The organism is Alicyclobacillus vulcanalis (genome assembly GCF_900156755.1).
In the GTDB taxonomy this organism is placed as follows: domain Bacteria; phylum Bacillota; class Bacilli; order Alicyclobacillales; family Alicyclobacillaceae; genus Alicyclobacillus; species Alicyclobacillus vulcanalis.
In genome coordinates this window covers 60,534-76,545 of record NZ_FTOO01000001.1, presented here as the reverse complement: position 1 = coordinate 76,545, position 16,012 = coordinate 60,534, and the positions used below count along the sequence as shown (strand labels likewise).

The following is a 16,012-nucleotide window of genomic DNA, read 5'->3' as shown; positions in this document are numbered from 1 at the left end:
CGCGCACGCCGGCCGTGCCTCACGAGATGAGCCTGTGCACCGCCAGCTCAAGCGCAATCGCCGCGAGGCTGACGGCCGTGCACGCGAGCATCACGCTCGCCACGACGATGTGGATCACGCGCACCCAAGTGCCCTTCACGGCATGACCCTCCAGATTGCATCCAGATGGCCACCATGATGACCACATTCGGGCCCGCCTAAACCTCATCCGCGCGGTGTGGCACCAAGCGGCGCCGATTGAACCCGATCACGGCCGCATTCAGCAACAAAAGCGCCATCGTGACATAGAACACGGATCGGATGCCGTACATCGCGGCGACCTGCCCACCGATGAGCGGGCCGACCAAATTGCCGAAAAAGGTCGCGCTCGAGTTGAGGCCGTACGCCGTCGCCTGCTTGTCCTCCGGCGCGAGTTTGCGCACAAGCGCCTGGAGGGACGGGAGCATGCCGCCCACAAACAGGCCCAGCAAGAACCGGCCGACGAGCAAAAGCCACAGCGCGTGGGCGAGCGCCTGCGGGAGAAACGCGCAAGCCGCACCGAGGAAGGCGAGCAAGAGGACGCGCTCCTGCCCGACGCGATCGCCGAGCCTGCCGAGCGTGGGCGTGCCCACCAGATTGGCGATGCCGCTCGTGGCCACCACGAGCCCAGCGGCGAGCGTCAGGTGGACGCCCTGGTAGATGCTCCGCGTGAAGATGGTCACGATGGGCTCGATGCTCATCATGGCGAGCTGCGTCATGAAGGACCCGAGAAAGACGGGCCAAAGCCCAACCAGGCTCCGCCACGAGCCCTTGGTCTTGACCCGGACTCGCCCCTGTGTCTTGGGCTCGTGCACGAAGATGAGCACAATCACGCTCGCCAGAACGAGCATCGCGCCCGTGAAGAAGAAGCAGCCGCGAAAGTCCAACCATTCAGCCAGAAGACCGCCCACGAGCGGCCCGATGAGCGAACCCGCGATGTTGCCCGTTTGGAGCGTGCCGAGCGCCCGCCCCGCGTTTTCCGCAGGCGTGACGGAGGCCTGGAGCGAGATGGCCATGGCGATGAATCCCGAGAACACTCCGTTCACGAGCCGCAGGACCAACAGCTGCCATGGGGCTCCGACGAGCCCCATGAGCGCCGTCATCACACCCATGCCGAATCCCGCGCGAAGGAGCATCGGCTTGCGCCCGTATTTGTCCGCGAGCGAGCCCCACACCGGTTGAAAGATGAACGACGTCACGAACTGCGCAGAGAACACCCAGCTCGACCAGTGATCGATGCTTCGCTCCGTATGCAGCCCGAGCTCCGCCAGGTAGAGCGGGATGAACGGGATTATCTGGCTCATCCCGGCGGCGGCGCAGAAGTTCGCGCACCACAGGATGGCGAGCGTCCGCTTCCAGGTCGTCATTCCATGCGCGCCCTCGCTGAGAGCGCCCGAACGAGCTTGTCCAAGAGTTCATCCCGCTCCGCCTCGCTCCTGCCACGCACGCCAAAATACATCTTCATTTTCGGCTCCGTTCCCGATGGCCGAATGGCCGCCCAATGGCCGCCTTCAAAGATAAACTTCTGCACGTCGGACACCGGCAGCGTCAGAGGCTCGGTGCGGCCGGAGGCTGGGAACCGCCGTTCGCGCGCGAGGTAGTCCTCCACGGCCACGAGTTCCAGCCCCGGCACCTCGAGCGGGCGCTGCCGCAGGTCGTTCAGCGCGCGCTTCATGCGGTCGACGCCGTCGTGCCCCTCCAGTTCCACGTTGACGAGCTTGTCCCCGAACCATCCGTACGTTTCGTACAGCGAGCGCAGCACGTCCACCAGCGTGCGCCCGTGCGCAAGGTGCCAAGCCGCCATCTCCGCGATGACCAGCGCGCCCTGCACGCCGTCCTTATCCCGGACGATGGGCGACACGAGATACCCGTAGCTCTCCTCGTAGCCGGCGAGCAGGCGATACGTCCCGTCCGCCTCGTGGCGCGTGATGCGATCGCCGATATACTTGAAGCCCGTCAGGGTCTCTTCGACGTGCACGCCGTACGATTCCGCGATGTGCTTGCCCATATCGGACGTCACGATGGTCTTGAACACGATGGGCGGAAGGCCTTGCCCCCCGAGGTCGCGGTGTCGCTCGCACAGGTAGTGCACGATGAGCGCTCCCACCTGGTTGCCCGTGAGCAGCTGAAGGCGTCCTGAACCGTCGCGGACGGCGATCCCGACGCGATCGCAGTCGGGATCGTTGCCCATGACGAGGTGGGCGCCCAAATCCTCCGCGAGCTTCACCCCGAGAGAAAGCGCCTCTTGCTCCTCAGGGTTCGGGCTTTTGACCGTCGAAAAGTCGCCGTCGGGTTCGACCTGCTCCTGGACGAGGTGGACGTTCGTGTAGCCAGCCGCGCGCAGCGCCTCGCGCACGGGGATGTTGCCCGTGCCGTGGAGCGGCGTGTAGACGATGGACAGGCCGGACCGTTCGTCGCGGATGCGCGGATCTCGCACCTCGCGCACGACGGTCTCGATGTACTTGGCGCGCAGGGAAGCGGGGATCGCGGTGAGCAGCCCGCGCTTCTCTGCCTCTTCCCGCGTCAGGTGGTCGATGGCGAACACGTCCTGAATCGTCTCCATGCGCGCCTTGATGTCGCGCGCATCGTCCTCGAGGATCTGGCCGCCATGCTCGTTGTAGACCTTGTAGCCGTTGTATTTGGGTGGGTTATGGCTCGCGGTGATCATGACGCCGGCCGCGCACCCCAGATCTCGCACGGCAAACGACAGCTCTGGCGTAGGGCAGACCACGGGCGACAGGTAGGCCCGGATGCCAAACGCCGCAAGGGTCAAAGCGACCGTCTCCGCGAACACGGGCGAGTTGTGGCGGACATCGTAGCCAATGGCCACGCCGCGCCTGACGGCGTCCTCGCCGCGGGCCTGGAGATGAAGGGCCAGCGCCGCGGTGGCGCGCCGCACCGTGTACACGTTCATTCGGTTCAGCCCTGCGCCCATCACGCCGCGCAGGCCGCCGGTGCCAAAGTCGAGATCGGCCCCGAAGCGATCCTCGATTTCGTCGTCCTTGCCCCGGATGCGCTCGAGTTCCGCGCGAAGGTCCTCAGGCAGATGCGGTTGCTGCAGCCACTGCTCGTAGGCCTGTTGCGCCTTTGTCACCGTTTCCATCCCTCCCACAATCCGAGTCTGGCGCCCGATTCATACGCCTCCGGTCACTTGATTGAAGAACGTCAGGACTTCTGCGAACGCCGATCGCGCCGCTTTTGCGTGGTACGACGCGCGCGTATCATTGAAAAACGCGTGATGCGCGCCTTCGTACACGCGATACTGAAAGTCCTTGCCGGCCTTTTTCATCTCCTCGGCAAACGCCGGAACCGCGTCCGTGATGCGCGGATCGAGCGATGCGTAGAACCCGCGCACCGGGCACTGGATGTTCGGAATCTGTTCTTTGCCGGGCGCCTGTCCGTAAAAAATGACCGCGCCGGCGAGCTTCGGATCGAGCGTCGCAAGCCGTGCGGAAAGACCGCCGCCCATGCAGAAGCCGACGGAGACCACCGGCTGGCCCTTGGACATCGGATAGGTGTCCCGCAAGAAGGCCGCTGCCGCGAGAAGATGCGCGTTGTACGCATCGAGATTCAGTCCGCCAAACAGCTGCCCGAAGGTGTGCCGCACGGTCGTCCGCTCCGGCTCGGGCAGCGTCTCAAGCGCGCGATCCCTGGCCGCGGCATCGTGCCACGCCTGGGGCGGCACCGAGTCCAAAAACCGCTTCACCGCCTCGATGGCCTCCGGCTCCAAGCCAGGCTTGCGCTTGCCCCCCTCGGCATACAGGTCTGGCGCCAGCGCGACATAACCCGCTCGGGCAAACCGTTCCGTCACGTCCTGAATGTGCTCGTCCACGCCCCAAATTTCCTGGAACACGATCACGGCCGGTTGCCCGTCCGACAGCCGGTCGAGGTGGGCCAGATAGCCCAGGTACTCGCCGTTTGCGCCATATCGAATCCATTCCGTGTGCAGTGCCACGTTTGCCACCTCCACGGCTATTGTGTCACAGTGAGAGATGAGGCTCAACATGGAAGCGTATAGATTCGGAAAGTCAGAGGAGGTATGAAATGGATATGCCCATGCGCACCGCCGCCGTCATCACCGTGAGCGATTCCGCCAGCCGCGGCGCGCGCCACGACGAGAGCGGCCCGCTTCTCGCGTCGTTGCTTCGCGAGGCCGGCTTCGACGTCCGCCACGCCGTCGTGCTCCCGGACGATCGCGCCCGCATCGCCGCCCGCTTGCGCGCGCTGGCGCTCGAAGGCGTGCACCTCGTCGCCACCACGGGCGGGACAGGGCTCGGCCCGCGCGACGTGACGCCCGAGGCGACCCGGGACGTGATCGAGCGCGAAATCCCAGGGATCGGCGAGGCGATGCGGGCCTCGGCTTGGCCCGCGAAGCCTCAGGCCATGCTCTCGCGCCAGACGGCCGGGATCCGCGGCCAGACGCTCATCATCAACTTTCCCGGCAGCCCGCGCGCCGTGGAAGAAGGCTTCCGCGTCATCGCGCCCATTCTCCCGCACGCGCTGGATTTGGTGGCCGGCATCACCGAGCACCGGCGCGACTGACCCAGCGGCGCGGCAGCCCGCATCAGGCCTCGCGCGTGTACTCCCGCCCCATCTCCTCCGCCCGGATGGCCGCGCGCCGCACGGCGTCGACGATGGCCTCGTACACGCCGCGCGAGCGCATGACCTCCACGCCCGCGTGCGTGGTGCCATTGGGCGAGGTCACGCGCCGGCGCAGCTCGCTCGGGCTCAAATCCCACTCGCGCAGGACGTGCGCGGTGCCGATGACCGTCTGCACCAAGAGTCGCCGGGCGAGCGCCGGCTCGAAGCCGAGTTCGACCGCCGCCTGCTCCATCGCCTCCAGCAGATAGCTGATGAAGCCGGGGCCGCTGCCCGAAAACGCGGTGGCGGCATCCATCAGCGCCTCGTCGATCTCGACGACCTGGCCGAGCCCCGCGAGCATCTCCACAATCCTGCGGAGCTTGTCCCTGGGCACGGTCGGGGGAGCGGACAACGCGATGGCCCCCTGCATCACGGCCACGGGCACGTTCGGCATCGTGCGGATGATATACGGATGGCCGCCCGTGGCGCGGCGAATCGCGTCGATGGGAATCCCAGCGGCAAACGACAGCAGGATTTGCTCCGACAGGTAGGGCCGCAGCTGTCGCAAGGCGTCCATCATGTCGTACGGCTTCACCGCGACGATAATGAGGTCGGCATCCCCCGCCCGCTCGACGGATGCAGCAGGCGTGATGCCATACCATTCACTCAATTCCAACAAGCGCTCGCGGCGCGACCGGTTGCACACGAAGATCTCCCGCGGGTCGATCACGCCCTCTTCCACAATCCCTTTGATAAACGACTCGGCCATTGAACCGGCGCCGAGTATGAACAGCCGTTCCAACGCGCCACCTCCTGCAGGCGATGTCACTGACCTCGGTCCACGTCTGTCAAAAAGCGAACGGTTTCGCGAATGACCTCGGCCTCCCAGTGCCGGTTGTTGAACGTGTGATCGGCTTCCTCAATCAGGTGAAGCCGGGCTCGTTCCCCGTAGACCTCGTTCTGATACTTGATGGACACCTCGTACGGGACGGCTTCGTCCTCCATCCCGTGGAGGATGAGCACCTTGCCTTGGAAGGGCTTGGCGCGCTCGAACGGGTCGATCTGCTTGAGGTCCTCGTACAGCTTGCGTCCCACCAGATTGCCGCCGAGATCGACCACATCCGAGTCGGCCGCGGCGCCGAGCGCCTCCGCCTGCTTGTCCGCGATGTCGGCCATGTTGCCAGCAGGCGCCCAAAGCACCAGGCGATCCACCTTGTCGGGTTCGTCGCCGGCCACGATGGAGGCGACATAGCCCCCCATGCTCAGCCCAACGAGGCTTACCCGCCGCGGATCGATGCGGGGATCACGCCTGACCCAATCGAGGATGGCTTTCGCATCGCGAATTTCGGACGATGCGGTCATCTCGTGAAATTCGCCGTCCGAATCGCCGCTCCCGGCGAAATCGAAGCGAAACGCGGCCACGCCTTCGGCCTCGAGTGCGCGACTGAGCTTCACAAACAGCTGATGCGGCTCGATGTGGGTGCCGGTAAATCCGTGAAACAGAATCGCTGCGGGCACAGGCTCGCGGTCCGCGCCCTCTGGCACGTGTTCCATGCCGCGCAGAACGAGGCCCTCCACCTCGAGCTCGACGGCTCTCTGCATGTCAACACGCTCCCTTGCAGGAACACCATGGATTTCCCCGAATGGGACAGTTTCCACACCTCATGTTACCACGAAAAGGCCGTCAGCGCTGGCCTTCTCGGCCGTAAAAAATCTCGGCGCAAAGACTTGACTTCGCTGCGGCCGCCATGATAATGTACTCAGTGCGCGCGGCGCTCGGATTCGACGCTGTGCCGGCGCAGGTCGCGGAGGGGTACCAAAGTGGCCAAATGGGGCGGACTGTAAATCCGTTGCGTAATGCTTCGCAGGTTCGAATCCTGCCCCCTCCACCAGCCCAACGCAGAGCGTTGGGGTTTGCTTTAAGTTCAGGCGTGTGGTGAGTGTGGCGAAGGGGTTAACGCACCGGATTGTGGTTCCGGCATGCATGGGTTCGAATCCCATCACTCACCCCAAATGCTGGGGAATAGCCAAGTGGTAAGGCAGCGGTTTTTGGTACCGCGATCGAAGGTTCGAATCCTTCTTCCCCAGCCAAATAGGGCACATCGAGGACGCGCCCTTCGGCGCAGCCGGGGGCGCGTCGTTTGTGGGGGTATAGCTCAGTTGGGAGAGCACCTGCCTTGCAAGCAGGGGGTCGTCGGTTCGAATCCGGCTACCTCCACCACCCAATCTTCCTCGATAGCTCAGCGGTAGAGCATCCGGCTGTTAACCGGAGGGTCGCAGGTTCGAATCCTGCTCGGGGAGCCAATTCGGCCCCATGGTCAAGTGGTTAAGACACCACCCTTTCACGGTGGTAACGGGGGTTCGAATCCCCCTGGGGTCACCAGCAAGCGCCCAGGCCACGAGACGCGCCTGGGCGCACGTTTCTCAGCTTCCGGTTTTTCCACGTTCTCTTCGGCGCGGGGTGGAGCAGTTGGCAGCTCGTCGGGCTCATAACCCGAAGGCCGCAGGTTCGAGTCCTGCCCCCGCAACCATGCGGCTCGGTAGCTCAGTCGGTAGAGCAGAGGACTGAAAATCCTCGTGTCGGCGGTTCGATTCCGTCCCGAGCCACCACCCCATGTTCCTCTTCATGGCTTGCGAATCAGATTCAATGCGACCGGGCCGGCCGGCGTCTGCATGACGTCAAATGCGACGTGATCGCCCGGGCGCACGCGAGCTCGTCCAGGCGAATCGGCAGCATCAAAGGGAAGGTCGTGGCCTCCCTGGACGCGAACCATCCCCCGTTGTCCCTCGGGATCGACCCAAGAAACGATGCCTTTTTGCATCTTCTCACCCCCGCGTTGGGCTCTTCACGTCTACAATATTCCCGTGTCATCACCCGTCATCCCAAAGGAGAGACGACAATGCAGCAAGGCATGGAAGGCTCGGAGGCTTGGACGCGGTGTCTTGCCGCCGTGCGGGAAGCGGCGGACATCGCGGCGACATTTGATGGCCGCCTGTCGCACGAGCCGATCGATCAGGGCGTCAGGCTTGCGTTTGCCCACCCCGGGCGACCCGCGCGCCACGTGCGCATCACCCTGTGGCAGCGCGACGGCGGCATTCGCATTGTGCTGCAGGCCGAAACGGACGCGTCGACCGAAGATGCCGTCTACGACGGCCCTGCCAGCCCCACATCCGCCATGCAGGCGACCCTCGCCGCCATCGGCCGCTGGTACGGCGACGAGGTGCGCCGTCTCGCCGCCCCGTGACCGGGAGGCCTCGACGGACACGGAGCGGGAGCCCCCGGACGTGAGCCGGGAGCCCCGGACGTGAGCCGGAAGCCCGCCCTTTGGCGGGCGGAGACATCCCGCGCGGCGCGTGCGGACGGGCCACCGCGGCAGGCGCGCTCTGCAGCGGACTACTTTGCGACGCGCATTTCGCCGCGCAGCATGGTCACGGCGTGCCCGCCCACCCACGTGCGCATCGGCGGCCCCGCTTCCACGCGCGCCAAGATGAGGCCCGGGCGCCCCAGGTTGGCGCCCTGCTCAAAGGCGAGCTCCCGCTCCGCCGCGACGATGCCGCGATCGACCAAAAGCGAGGCGAGGGCGCCCGCCGCCGTCCCTGTGTGTGGATCTTCCGCCACGCCGACCGCCGGAGCGAAGTCGCGCGCCACCGCGACCGCCGGCGCCTCGGCCGGATCGAGCGCGTACACATGCACGCAGATGGCCCCGAGACTGCGGGACACCTCCCGGAGGCGCAGCTGATCGGGCGCCAGGGCAAACAGGCGATCGCGGCTTTTGATGGGCACCATCACCTGCCAAATCCCCGTCGAGGCGAGTGCGAACGGCAGTTCATCGGCGAGATCGCCCTCTTCCATGGCGAGCGCGGCGAGCAGCGCGCGGCGCGCGTCATCCGGGACGTCGCGAAACTTGGGCTCGGCCTGGCGCATCCACACCGGCCCCTTTTCATCGATGCGCATGGGCAGAAGTCCGGCGCGCGTCTCAACCACGATGTCGCCGATAATATCTTGGCGCTCGCGCAGCAGGTGGAGCGCGGCGATGGTCGCGTGTCCGCAGAGATCCACCTCCGCCTCCGGCGTGTGGTACTGGAAGCGAAACCGATCCCGCTCGTACTGGACCACAAACGCCGTCTCGGAGCAGTTCATCTCGCGCGCGATGCGCTGTCGGAGATCGCGAGGCAGCTCTCCCCCGTCGATCACGACACCGGCAGGGTTGCCCGTAAACGGCTCCTCCGTGAACGCATCCACCTGAAACACTTCGATTTCTCGCACCGCCTATCGCTCCCCGATCACTTGTTTGAACGCCATATCGAAAGGATCAGCAAAAAGAGCAGGAACAAGCCAACCGCGACGCCGACTTCGGTCGTGGGAAACGACCAGAGACCCGCCGGCGACCGCTTCAGCACCGTGGCAATTAAAAGCCCGGTCATGAAGATGCTGAACGCGAGCAGCGTGATGCTGAACGACAGCCGGTTCCCGATGCGGACCAGCTGGCGGGTCAGCATGTCCAACTCAGCCATTTCGAGCTCGATGCGAATTTTCCCTTGTCGCCAGTGGCGCAAAATTTCGATGACGTGGCGCGGTACATCGCTCAAGAGCTCCAGCCCTTCGACGGCGCCGCGGGCGAGATAGGCGGCAAATCGCCGCGGCCGCACGCGCTCCTTTAACAGAGCCCGGCCGAACGGCTCCGCGATGTTGAGGATACGAAAGGAAGGGTCAAGCCCTTCCACGACGCCCTCAATGGTCACGAGCGCTTTGCCGACGAGGGCGAGATCGGCCGGTATGCGGACGCGATGGCGGTACGCGACGGCAAACAATTCGCTCACCGCCTCCCCCAGGCTCACCTGCGTGAGCGGGATTTCGTAATACTTCTCGCGCAGGTGATCCACGTCGCGGTAGAGCCGGTGTTCATCGATGTCGGGCGGCACCACGCCCATTCGGTTCAACACGCGCACAATGGCACGGGTATCCCGGCGCATCAGCGCGATCACCAGAGCGGCGAGGTGCTGCTTCATCTCCGCCGACAGCCTGCCCACCATGCCGAAGTCCATGAACAGGATGCTGTGGTCCGGGAGCACCGCCAGGTTACCTGGGTGCGGATCCGCGTGGAATACGCCGTGCACCAGCATCTGCGTCAACACGGCGCGCGTCACCCGCCGGGCGATCTCGTCCGTGGGATATCCCGCCCTGACGAGCTCGTCGCGATGTTGGAGCTTGATGCCCCGCACATACTCCATGGTGAGCACGCGCGCCGTGGTGAATTCCCAGTAGATCTCCGGGATGCGGACTTGCGCATCCCCCTCGTGCACGCGCCGCAGCCGATCCGCGTTGTGGGCCTCGACCGTGTAGTTGAGCTCATTGAGCAGCGTGTGGCGGAACTCCTCGACGACGCCTGTCAGCTCATAGTACGCGGCCCATTCGAAGTGGCGCTCCGCCAACCGCGCGAGGTCCATGAGGATGTCGAGATCGATCTCGATCTTTCGGCGGATGTCAGGGCGCTGAACCTTGACCGCCACCTCTTCGCCACTGATGAGCTCCGCCCGGTGCACCTGCCCGATGGACGCCGATCCGACCGGCTCCTCGTCGAACGCTCGAAAGACCTCTCCGAGCGGCTGGCCAAGCTCCTCTTCCACAATTCTCCGCACGTCCGCAAACGCCACGGGAGGCACGTCGTCCTGAAGCTTGGCAAGCTGCTCGATGAGCTCCGGAGGAAACACGTCCGCGCGCAGGCTCGCGATCTGACCCAACTTGATGAACGTCGGCCCGAGCTTCTCGAGCACCACCCGGACGCGCTCGTAGGTCGAAAGCGATTCCCGATCTGCGCGCCCCGAAAAGACGCGGCGAGGCAGCGACAGAAGGTCCAACAGGCCGATCTCGTCGATAAACCAGCCGAAGCCATTCGCGACCAAGATCTGCGCAATGTCTTTGTATCGAGACAGATGGCGCACCCGTCTGCCGAGCATGTGTCCTCCGACCATGGTCTACTCCTTTGCGGCTCAAAAAGAGGTGGCGCGGATGTGCCAGCCGTCAGGCCTGGGGTTCGCTCGAGGCGCCAAGCCGCGACTCGAGTTCCGCCACACGCGCATCCAGGCGCTCCACCATCGCGCGCAGCTGCCGAATTTCCGCGCGCAACACTTCCTGGTCCTCGCGGATGCCGAGCCTGGTCAGCGCCCGCTGCACGCTCTCCTGAACCGAGTTCTGAAACTCGGCCCGCTCCTTCTCGCCGCGCTCCACGAGTTCTTGGACGAATTCCTTCGTCTGCTGAGGCGTCATGCGCTTCTCTTCTGCCCACTGCCGCGCAGCCTCCGCGATTTTCTCGCTGCTGTACGTGATGAGCCCAATGCCCAGGTCCACCATCCGGCGAAACTGATCTTCCACGTCCATCTTCTGCACCTCCGCAGACATGCATTTCCTCACCAGGGTTTCTTTTTAGTGTACCACGCGAACCTCTGGTTCGCTTCGAAAATCGGCCTATCTTCCGTCGTAGGCCATGAGTGCCTCGATCTCGTCTTGAGTCAAACGCCGGTATTCGCCTGGTCGTAAGGACGGATCGAGCGACAACGGGCCCATGCTCAGGCGTTTCAGAAACGTGACGCGCTTGCCGAGCGATGCGAACATCCGCTTCACCTGATGGTACTTGCCTTCGTACACCTGAATGATGGCCTCGGATTCGGCGCCCGAGCGCAAGATTTCGAGCTCGGCAGGCATCGCCTGATACCCGTCGTCAAGCACGACCCCCTTGGCGATGGCCTCCACATCCGCCTCGCCCAGCGCGCCGCGCACCCGCACCAGATAGCGTTTCGGCACATGGCGCTTGGGCGCGAGCAGGCGATGAGCCAAGGCGCCATCGTTCGTCAACAGCAAAAGGCCTTCCGCGTCCTTGTCGAGGCGGCCCACCGGAAACACGTCCCGCCAGCTGTCCTCGTCGTCAAGCAGCGAGACCACGACGGGATCGCGCGGGTCCTCGGTGCTCGACACGTACCCAGGAGGCTTGTACATCATGAAATAGACGAGGGGCTCGTAGGAGACAGGTTCACCGTCTACCTCCAGCACGTCCACGTCCGGATCCGCGTGCCTGGCCGCGTCCTTCACCGCCTCGCCGTTCAAGCGCACGCGCCCCGCGCGGCACAGTTTTTTCGCCTCGCTGCGCGTGCCGTATCCGGCGGTTGTCAACCATTTGTCGACTCGGATCGTCGCCATCCTTTTCCTCCCCGTCATCCTTCGCCACAGGCGGGTTGAGTCCTGTGCCCCTTGCGGTACAATGAATATAGCTTGTTCGCGTTCAGCGAACGGAAAGCGAGGTGTTCGCCATGCATGTGGCAACCATCCTTCTCATCGCCCTCTTGGCCGTCGTGGCCGTGTTCCTCGGCGTGATCGCGTTCGTCGCGCTCACGATCTGGTGGACCTTCAAACCCATCCTGGACGTGCTCGGCAAGATTGCGTTCGCGCTCGATCTCGGCCGATTCGTATACCGCCACAAGCTGCGCAGACCCACGTATCGCGGATTTTGGCGTCGCGAATCGTGACCTGTGCCTCCGGCGCGCCTCATGGCGCGCCTGCTTCGTCTTCGGCCGTGTTGAGCCAGCGCAGCAGCGCGCGGGCCTCGTCCTCGATTTTCCGCACACACACCTCTGGCTCCGCATCATAAACGAGCTTCCCGTTCACATAAGCAAACGCGCGCACCTGACAGAGCCCACACGTGTTGACGCAGTCCGTCTCCATCACGGCTGTGCCCGGCACCCGCATCTCCACCTCGTCGAGCCAGCCCTTTGCCAACCGATTGTTGGCACAAACCTCGATCACGACGAGCCCGTCCATGGCACTCCCTCCTGCTTTCACCCTTGTCCATTGTACACCGCGCCAGGGCTCGACGCTCTCGCCTGAAACTCTGCCGCCCCGCACGATCGTTTCCCTCAGCTCCAATCCAAATTCGAAGTTGCCATGGAACACTGCGTACGACGAAGACGAGATCGCAGGAGGAGAGAACATGACGCCAGATGACAAGAAGCTTGCCAAACTGGCGCGAGAGCGAAGGATGCATCGGTGGCTCGCCACGTTGTCCTGGACCGTGCCTGCCCTTTCCTTTGGAGGCATGTTGACGATATGGCATACCGTTGCGAAGGAGCCGCTATCCACGGCCTCGAATTCGGCGCAGCGCCAGTCCGTCCACACGAGCGCCACGGAGACGACATCGACAGGCCGCGCCACCGTTCGGACCACAGCGGCATCCGACCCCGTCGTGCTTCAGCAGGGGGACAAGGGAAGCCGAGTGGCGGCGCTGCAACAATCGCTTTCCGCGCTAGGTTTTTTTAACTATGCCATCACGGGGACGTACGGGCCCATCACAGCGGCTGCGGTCGAAGCGTTTCAGGCTGCCGAGGGTCTCACGCCGACCGGCATCGTGGATGAGCGCACGCTCACGCTGTTGCAGCAGGCGGTCAAGACCCACGCCACGAGCACGCTCACTGCGGGTAGCTCATCCGGCAGTTCGTCCGGCAGCTCATCCGGCAGTTCATCCGGCAGTTCATCCGGTAGCTCATCCGGCAGCGCATCCGGCAGCGCGTCCGGCAGTTCGTCCGGCAGCGCGTCCGGCAGCTCATCCGGCAGTTCGTCCGGCAGTTCGTCCGGCAGCGCGTCCGGCAGCTCATCCGGCAGTTCGTCCGGCAGTTCGTCCGGCAGTTCATCCGGCAGCGCGTCCGGCAGCTCCATCCCCAGCTTTCCGGGCCCCGTGACGTCCGCGTCGTGAGGTGAAGGCCATGCAGTCCACCGCGTTTCGCGCCATGGGCACGGACGTCGAACTGTACGTCAACGATTGGCTTACCGGCCCTGAACTGACACTTTTGGCGTGCGATCTCGAGGCCGCCATCCGGCGGTACGAGCGCATCTTCTCCCGGTTCGATCCGGCAAGCGATCTGTCGCGCCTGAACCGGGCGCAAGGTGCCTGGGTGACCGTCCCAGATGAACTCAACCACGTGCTCAAGCTCGCGGCGCAATGGTTCCAACAGACGCGCGGCTACTTCGACCCGTTTATCGGAGAGGAGATGCGCCGCATTGGCTACAGCGTCACCTTTGAGGACTTGGAGGTCTCCGTCGAGCCCATTCTCACATCCGGGCGCATTCCACCCATTCACCCACCCATCGAGTTCGGTCCAGACAACACCGTGCGACTTCTCTCAGGGTACGAGGTCGATCTCGGCGGGATCGCCAAGGGCCACATCGTCGCCCGGTGCGCAGCGTCTCTGCGCGAGCAAGGCCTCAAGCGCTTCGCACTCTCCGCTGGCGGCGACGTACAGGTCACGAGCCACGACGAGCCATGGTCGATCCGCGTGGCCAACCCGTACGGCGGAGACGAGCCCATCGGCGCATTCACACTGACGGACGGCGGGGTCGCCACGAGCGGCACCTACCGGCGCGCCTGGCAGACGCCATCCGGCCGGAAATTGCACCACTTGATCGATCCGTTTACGGGACTCCCGGCGGAAACGGACGCGATCTCCGTGTCGGTCTGCGCCGATGCGCTCACAACGGCGGAGGTCCTCGCGAAGGTGGCGCTCTTGCTCGGCGCCGACGCGGGAAGCCGCTACCTCGCGTCCGCGCGCGATCGCGGCCTTTGCTCCGCTTATCTCATCGCCACCACGAAAGGAGACGTGATCGCATGCAATTGATGGCAAAGCCCCAGCGCTGGCCGTTTGTGTACACGTGGATCGTCATCCTGGGGATCATTTTGGCGTCGTACGGGATCACCGTCTGGACAAACCCCGCACCCGCGAGCGCCAACCTGACGCACTGGTACATGGCGCGATCCGCCGGGATGACCGCGTATTTGCTCCTGTGGCTGACCGCGTTTCTCGGCGTCACGACGACAAGCGGCGCGTGGGATAAGCTGAAGCTGCGAAAACTCGTCACGCAGCTGCACCAGTTTTCCGCCATGCTGGTGCTGCCGTTTGTGTTTTTTCACCTGTGGGGGCTGTATGAGGATAAGACCGTGCCCTTCACCATTCCGGCACTTCTCGTCCCGTTTGCCGACAGGTACCGGCCGGCCGCCGTGGCGCTTGGCGTTTTGAGCTTGTACGCCTGGGTGCTGCTCGTGGTCACCTCGTACTTTCGCGAGCGCCTGAGCGCCGTGGCGTGGCGGCGGATTCACATGCTGGCGTTCCCGATGTTCGCCGCCGTGACCTTGCACGGCCTGTTGGCCGGATCGGACAGCCACACGGCGTGGGCACGGTTGGTGTACGCCGTGGCGACCTGCGTCCTGCTCGCCGCGTCGGTCGCGCGGTGGCGAAAGGCGAGGCAGAAGGCCGCGCGGCCCTCACGAGCGGCCTGAAGCTCCGCCTGGGAGGCGAGCGACGCTGTCGCGAACCACCAGTTCCACCGAAATGGTGATGACTCGGGGCGGACGATTGGGATTTTGCATGAGATCAAGCAGCTCGCGGGCCGCTTCCTCGCCCATGGCCCGCGTGTTTTGCCGAATGGTCGTCAGCGCAGGCGTCACGAGGCGAGCAATTTCGACGTCGTCAAAGCCCACGAGCGACATGTCTCGCCCCGGCACAAGGCCCCTCTGGCGCAGCGCCTTCATGGCGCCGATGGCCATCATGTCCGATGCGAAGAAGACGGCGGTGGGCCATTCGCGCGCCTCGAGGATCCGCTGCATGGCCTCTTCACCTGAGTCCTCCATAAAGTCGCCCTCCGCCACCCACTCGCTCCGGAACGTCAGCCCGAGTTCCTGCATGGCCATGTGATAGCCGAGCGCGCGGTCTTGGCCGGGCTTGGTGCCATACCGATCACCGACGAATCCTATTTTGGTGTGGCCCATCCGCGCGAGGTGCTCGACCGCCAGCCGGGCGCCGCCGACGTTGTCCGACGACAGCCAACTCGCGCGCGGACCAAACAGGTCGAGATCGACAGAGACGATGGGAATTCGGCTGCGCGTGAGCGCGCTGAGCCCGGGTGACGTGCGGGGAATCCCCAGCAAGAAGAGGCCATCCACGCCGCGATGCCGGGCGCGCGCCTCAAAGCTCTGGGGCGCATTCTGCGGCGTGGTTCGAGAGAAAAAGAGCAGATCATAGCCGCTTTCACCGACGACATCCTGAAAACTGGCGACAATGTCGTGGAGAAACGGATGCCGGAAGCCCATGCGGGCATCATCCTGAAAAAAGACGCCAATGGACATGGACCGGCGCGTGACGAGGCCTCGGGCGGCGGCGTTGGGTTGGTAGCCCAACTCCCGCGTGATGCGCTGGACCTTCTCGCGCGTCTTTTGACTCACATCGGGATAACCGTTCAACACTTTGGACACGGTCGTCGCAGAGACGCCAGCCCTGCGCGCAATATCGTAAATGGTGGTCATCGGACAACACCTTCTCCTGCGGCCCAACCACCGCGATGCTCGAAAACGTTTTCGAGGTTGAGAGCATGAAC

At 64.5% G+C, this 16,012-nt stretch carries 18 protein-coding genes, 8 tRNA genes and 1 pseudogene; 14 read left to right on the top strand and 13 right to left on the bottom strand.

All coding sequences use genetic code 11. From position 1 onward, the window contains the following. Positions 1 to 197 precede the first annotated feature (197 nt). From BW934_RS00425 to BW934_RS00415, 3 genes are read right to left on the bottom strand one after another with little or no spacing between them, the layout of a single operon-like run. Positions 198 to 1,385 (bottom strand): MFS transporter, encoded by a 1,188-nt coding sequence (locus tag BW934_RS00425; protein WP_076343975.1) that lies wholly within the window; start codon positions 1,383 to 1,385, stop codon positions 198 to 200. Continuing rightward, entirely contained in the window at positions 1,382 to 3,121 is a 1,740-nt protein-coding gene (locus BW934_RS00420; RefSeq protein ID WP_234969425.1) for a phospho-sugar mutase, read from the bottom strand. The genes BW934_RS00425 and BW934_RS00420 overlap by 4 nt, the downstream gene beginning before the upstream one ends. Before the next feature lie 30 nt (positions 3,122 to 3,151). Beyond that, a complete protein-coding gene (locus tag BW934_RS00415) occupies positions 3,152 to 3,973 on the bottom strand; it encodes a dienelactone hydrolase family protein (protein ID WP_076343974.1) in 822 nt (273 codons plus the stop codon). A gap of 89 nt (positions 3,974 to 4,062) precedes the next feature. On the opposite strand from BW934_RS00415, the gene BW934_RS00410 reads away from it, so the two are divergent. Next, positions 4,063 to 4,560 carry a MogA/MoaB family molybdenum cofactor biosynthesis protein gene (locus BW934_RS00410; protein WP_076343973.1) on the top strand — a complete coding sequence of 166 codons (498 nt, stop codon included), beginning with the start codon at positions 4,063 to 4,065 and terminating at the stop codon, positions 4,558 to 4,560. A 22-nt stretch (positions 4,561 to 4,582) separates the two neighbouring features. Here the strand turns inward: BW934_RS00410 and proC are convergent, their stop codons facing one another. Beyond that, positions 4,583 to 5,401 (bottom strand): pyrroline-5-carboxylate reductase, encoded by an 819-nt coding sequence (gene proC, locus BW934_RS00405; protein ID WP_076343972.1) that lies wholly within the window; start codon positions 5,399 to 5,401, stop codon positions 4,583 to 4,585. A gap of 23 nt (positions 5,402 to 5,424) precedes the next feature. Continuing rightward, positions 5,425 to 6,201, bottom strand: coding sequence for an alpha/beta hydrolase family protein (locus BW934_RS00400; protein ID WP_076343971.1), 777 nt, complete (start codon positions 6,199 to 6,201; stop codon positions 5,425 to 5,427). A 205-nt stretch (positions 6,202 to 6,406) separates the two neighbouring features. Here BW934_RS00400 and BW934_RS00395 point away from each other — a divergent pair. The 8 genes from BW934_RS00395 to BW934_RS00360 all read left to right on the top strand — a co-directional run bounded on the left by BW934_RS00395 (position 6,407) and on the right by BW934_RS00360 (position 7,209). Further along, positions 6,407 to 6,491: transfer RNA gene (locus BW934_RS00395), tRNA-Tyr, on the top strand. A 44-nt stretch (positions 6,492 to 6,535) separates the two neighbouring features. Beyond that, positions 6,536 to 6,611, top strand: a tRNA-His gene (locus tag BW934_RS00390). A gap of 5 nt (positions 6,612 to 6,616) precedes the next feature. Next, a tRNA-Gln gene (locus BW934_RS00385) sits at positions 6,617 to 6,690 on the top strand. Between the two features lie 54 nt (positions 6,691 to 6,744). Continuing rightward, positions 6,745 to 6,820 (top strand) — tRNA-Ala (locus BW934_RS00380). Between the two features lie 8 nt (positions 6,821 to 6,828). Beyond that, positions 6,829 to 6,903, top strand: a tRNA-Asn gene (locus BW934_RS00375). Between the two features lie 4 nt (positions 6,904 to 6,907). Next, positions 6,908 to 6,982: transfer RNA gene (locus tag BW934_RS00370), tRNA-Glu, on the top strand. Between the two features lie 72 nt (positions 6,983 to 7,054). Further along, a tRNA-Met gene (locus BW934_RS00365) sits at positions 7,055 to 7,130 on the top strand. A gap of 3 nt (positions 7,131 to 7,133) precedes the next feature. Then, positions 7,134 to 7,209, top strand: a tRNA-Phe gene (locus BW934_RS00360). 14 nt (positions 7,210 to 7,223) lie between these two features. Here the strand turns inward: BW934_RS00360 and BW934_RS00355 are convergent. After that, positions 7,224 to 7,421, bottom strand: coding sequence for a hypothetical protein (locus BW934_RS00355; RefSeq protein WP_076343969.1), 198 nt, complete (start codon positions 7,419 to 7,421; stop codon positions 7,224 to 7,226). 78 nt (positions 7,422 to 7,499) lie between these two features. Between BW934_RS00355 and BW934_RS00350 the strand changes: the two genes are divergently transcribed. Further along, positions 7,500 to 7,844, top strand: a complete 345-nt coding sequence (locus BW934_RS00350; protein ID WP_076343967.1) for a hypothetical protein — start codon at positions 7,500 to 7,502, stop codon at positions 7,842 to 7,844. Between the two features lie 149 nt (positions 7,845 to 7,993). On the opposite strand, the gene BW934_RS00345 is transcribed toward BW934_RS00350, so the two are convergent. From BW934_RS00345 to BW934_RS00330, 4 genes are all read right to left on the bottom strand, one after another. Next, entirely contained in the window at positions 7,994 to 8,866 is an 873-nt protein-coding gene (locus BW934_RS00345) for a PhzF family phenazine biosynthesis protein (protein WP_076343965.1), read from the bottom strand. 17 nt (positions 8,867 to 8,883) lie between these two features. Next, the gene (locus BW934_RS00340) at positions 8,884 to 10,572 is read right to left on the bottom strand and encodes an ABC1 kinase family protein (RefSeq protein WP_084182366.1); all 1,689 of its coding nucleotides are present in this window, start codon (positions 10,570 to 10,572) and stop codon (positions 8,884 to 8,886) included. 49 nt (positions 10,573 to 10,621) lie between these two features. Next, positions 10,622 to 10,978 carry a phasin family protein gene (locus tag BW934_RS00335; protein ID WP_234969424.1) on the bottom strand — a complete coding sequence of 119 codons (357 nt, stop codon included), beginning with the start codon at positions 10,976 to 10,978 and terminating at the stop codon, positions 10,622 to 10,624. A gap of 87 nt (positions 10,979 to 11,065) precedes the next feature. Then, the gene (locus BW934_RS00330; protein ID WP_076343963.1) at positions 11,066 to 11,794 is read right to left on the bottom strand and encodes a pseudouridine synthase; all 729 of its coding nucleotides are present in this window, start codon (positions 11,792 to 11,794) and stop codon (positions 11,066 to 11,068) included. 110 nt (positions 11,795 to 11,904) lie between these two features. Here BW934_RS00330 and BW934_RS00325 point away from each other — a divergent pair, with 110 nt between their 5' ends. Further along, complete coding sequence (locus BW934_RS00325) at positions 11,905 to 12,120, top strand: hypothetical protein (RefSeq protein WP_076343961.1); 216 nt, start codon at positions 11,905 to 11,907, stop codon at positions 12,118 to 12,120. Between the two features lie 19 nt (positions 12,121 to 12,139). Here BW934_RS00325 and BW934_RS00320 read toward each other — a convergent pair whose 3' ends face one another. Further along, a complete protein-coding gene (locus BW934_RS00320) occupies positions 12,140 to 12,412 on the bottom strand; it encodes a YuzB family protein (RefSeq protein WP_076343959.1) in 273 nt (90 codons plus the stop codon). Between BW934_RS00320 and BW934_RS15380 the strand changes: the two are divergent. Further along, a pseudogene (locus tag BW934_RS15380) lies at positions 12,411 to 12,962 on the top strand (peptidoglycan-binding domain-containing protein); the annotation flags it as partial. The gene BW934_RS00320 and the pseudogene BW934_RS15380 overlap by 2 nt on opposite strands. On the opposite strand, the gene BW934_RS15140 reads toward BW934_RS15380, so the two are convergent. After that, positions 12,962 to 13,303, bottom strand: coding sequence for a hypothetical protein (locus BW934_RS15140; RefSeq protein ID WP_234969488.1), 342 nt, complete (start codon positions 13,301 to 13,303; stop codon positions 12,962 to 12,964). The pseudogene BW934_RS15380 and the gene BW934_RS15140 overlap by 1 nt on opposite strands. A gap of 47 nt (positions 13,304 to 13,350) precedes the next feature. Here BW934_RS15140 and BW934_RS00310 point away from each other — a divergent pair, with 47 nt between their 5' ends. Continuing rightward, complete coding sequence (locus tag BW934_RS00310) at positions 13,351 to 14,259, top strand: FAD:protein FMN transferase (RefSeq protein ID WP_076343955.1); 909 nt, start codon at positions 13,351 to 13,353, stop codon at positions 14,257 to 14,259. Next, on the top strand, positions 14,250 to 14,918 hold the full coding sequence (locus BW934_RS00305) for a ferric reductase-like transmembrane domain-containing protein (RefSeq protein WP_076343953.1): 669 nt from the start codon (positions 14,250 to 14,252) through the stop codon (positions 14,916 to 14,918). The genes BW934_RS00310 and BW934_RS00305 overlap by 10 nt, the downstream gene beginning before the upstream one ends. Here BW934_RS00305 and BW934_RS00300 read toward each other — a convergent pair. Next, positions 14,904 to 15,941, bottom strand: coding sequence for a LacI family DNA-binding transcriptional regulator (locus BW934_RS00300; RefSeq protein ID WP_076343951.1), 1,038 nt, complete (start codon positions 15,939 to 15,941; stop codon positions 14,904 to 14,906). The two genes, BW934_RS00305 and BW934_RS00300, sit on opposite strands and share 15 nt — an antisense overlap. Between the last annotated feature and the right edge of the window lie 71 nt (positions 15,942 to 16,012).

Coding starts and splice junctions, on each gene's coding strand:
- BW934_RS00425 (WP_076343975.1), bottom strand. CDS start 1,385: ATGACGACCTGGAAGCGGACGCTCGCCATCCTGTGGTGCGCGAACTTC.
- BW934_RS00420 (WP_234969425.1), bottom strand. CDS start 3,121: ATGGAAACGGTGACAAAGGCGCAACAGGCCTACGAGCAGTGGCTGCAG.
- BW934_RS00410 (WP_076343973.1), top strand. CDS start 4,063: ATGGATATGCCCATGCGCACCGCCGCCGTCATCACCGTGAGCGATTCC.
- BW934_RS00400 (WP_076343971.1), bottom strand. CDS start 6,201: ATGCAGAGAGCCGTCGAGCTCGAGGTGGAGGGCCTCGTTCTGCGCGGC.
- BW934_RS00355 (WP_076343969.1), bottom strand. CDS start 7,421: ATGCAAAAAGGCATCGTTTCTTGGGTCGATCCCGAGGGACAACGGGGG.
- BW934_RS00350 (WP_076343967.1), top strand. CDS start 7,500: ATGCAGCAAGGCATGGAAGGCTCGGAGGCTTGGACGCGGTGTCTTGCC.
- BW934_RS00340 (WP_084182366.1), bottom strand. CDS start 10,572: ATGGTCGGAGGACACATGCTCGGCAGACGGGTGCGCCATCTGTCTCGA.
- BW934_RS00335 (WP_234969424.1), bottom strand. CDS start 10,978: ATGGACGTGGAAGATCAGTTTCGCCGGATGGTGGACCTGGGCATTGGG.
- BW934_RS00330 (WP_076343963.1), bottom strand. CDS start 11,794: ATGGCGACGATCCGAGTCGACAAATGGTTGACAACCGCCGGATACGGC.
- BW934_RS00325 (WP_076343961.1), top strand. CDS start 11,905: ATGCATGTGGCAACCATCCTTCTCATCGCCCTCTTGGCCGTCGTGGCC.
- BW934_RS00320 (WP_076343959.1), bottom strand. CDS start 12,412: ATGGACGGGCTCGTCGTGATCGAGGTTTGTGCCAACAATCGGTTGGCA.
- BW934_RS15140 (WP_234969488.1), bottom strand. CDS start 13,303: ATGGAGCTGCCGGACGCGCTGCCGGATGAACTGCCGGACGAACTGCCG.
- BW934_RS00310 (WP_076343955.1), top strand. CDS start 13,351: ATGCAGTCCACCGCGTTTCGCGCCATGGGCACGGACGTCGAACTGTAC.
- BW934_RS00305 (WP_076343953.1), top strand. CDS start 14,250: ATGCAATTGATGGCAAAGCCCCAGCGCTGGCCGTTTGTGTACACGTGG.
- BW934_RS00300 (WP_076343951.1), bottom strand. CDS start 15,941: ATGACCACCATTTACGATATTGCGCGCAGGGCTGGCGTCTCTGCGACG.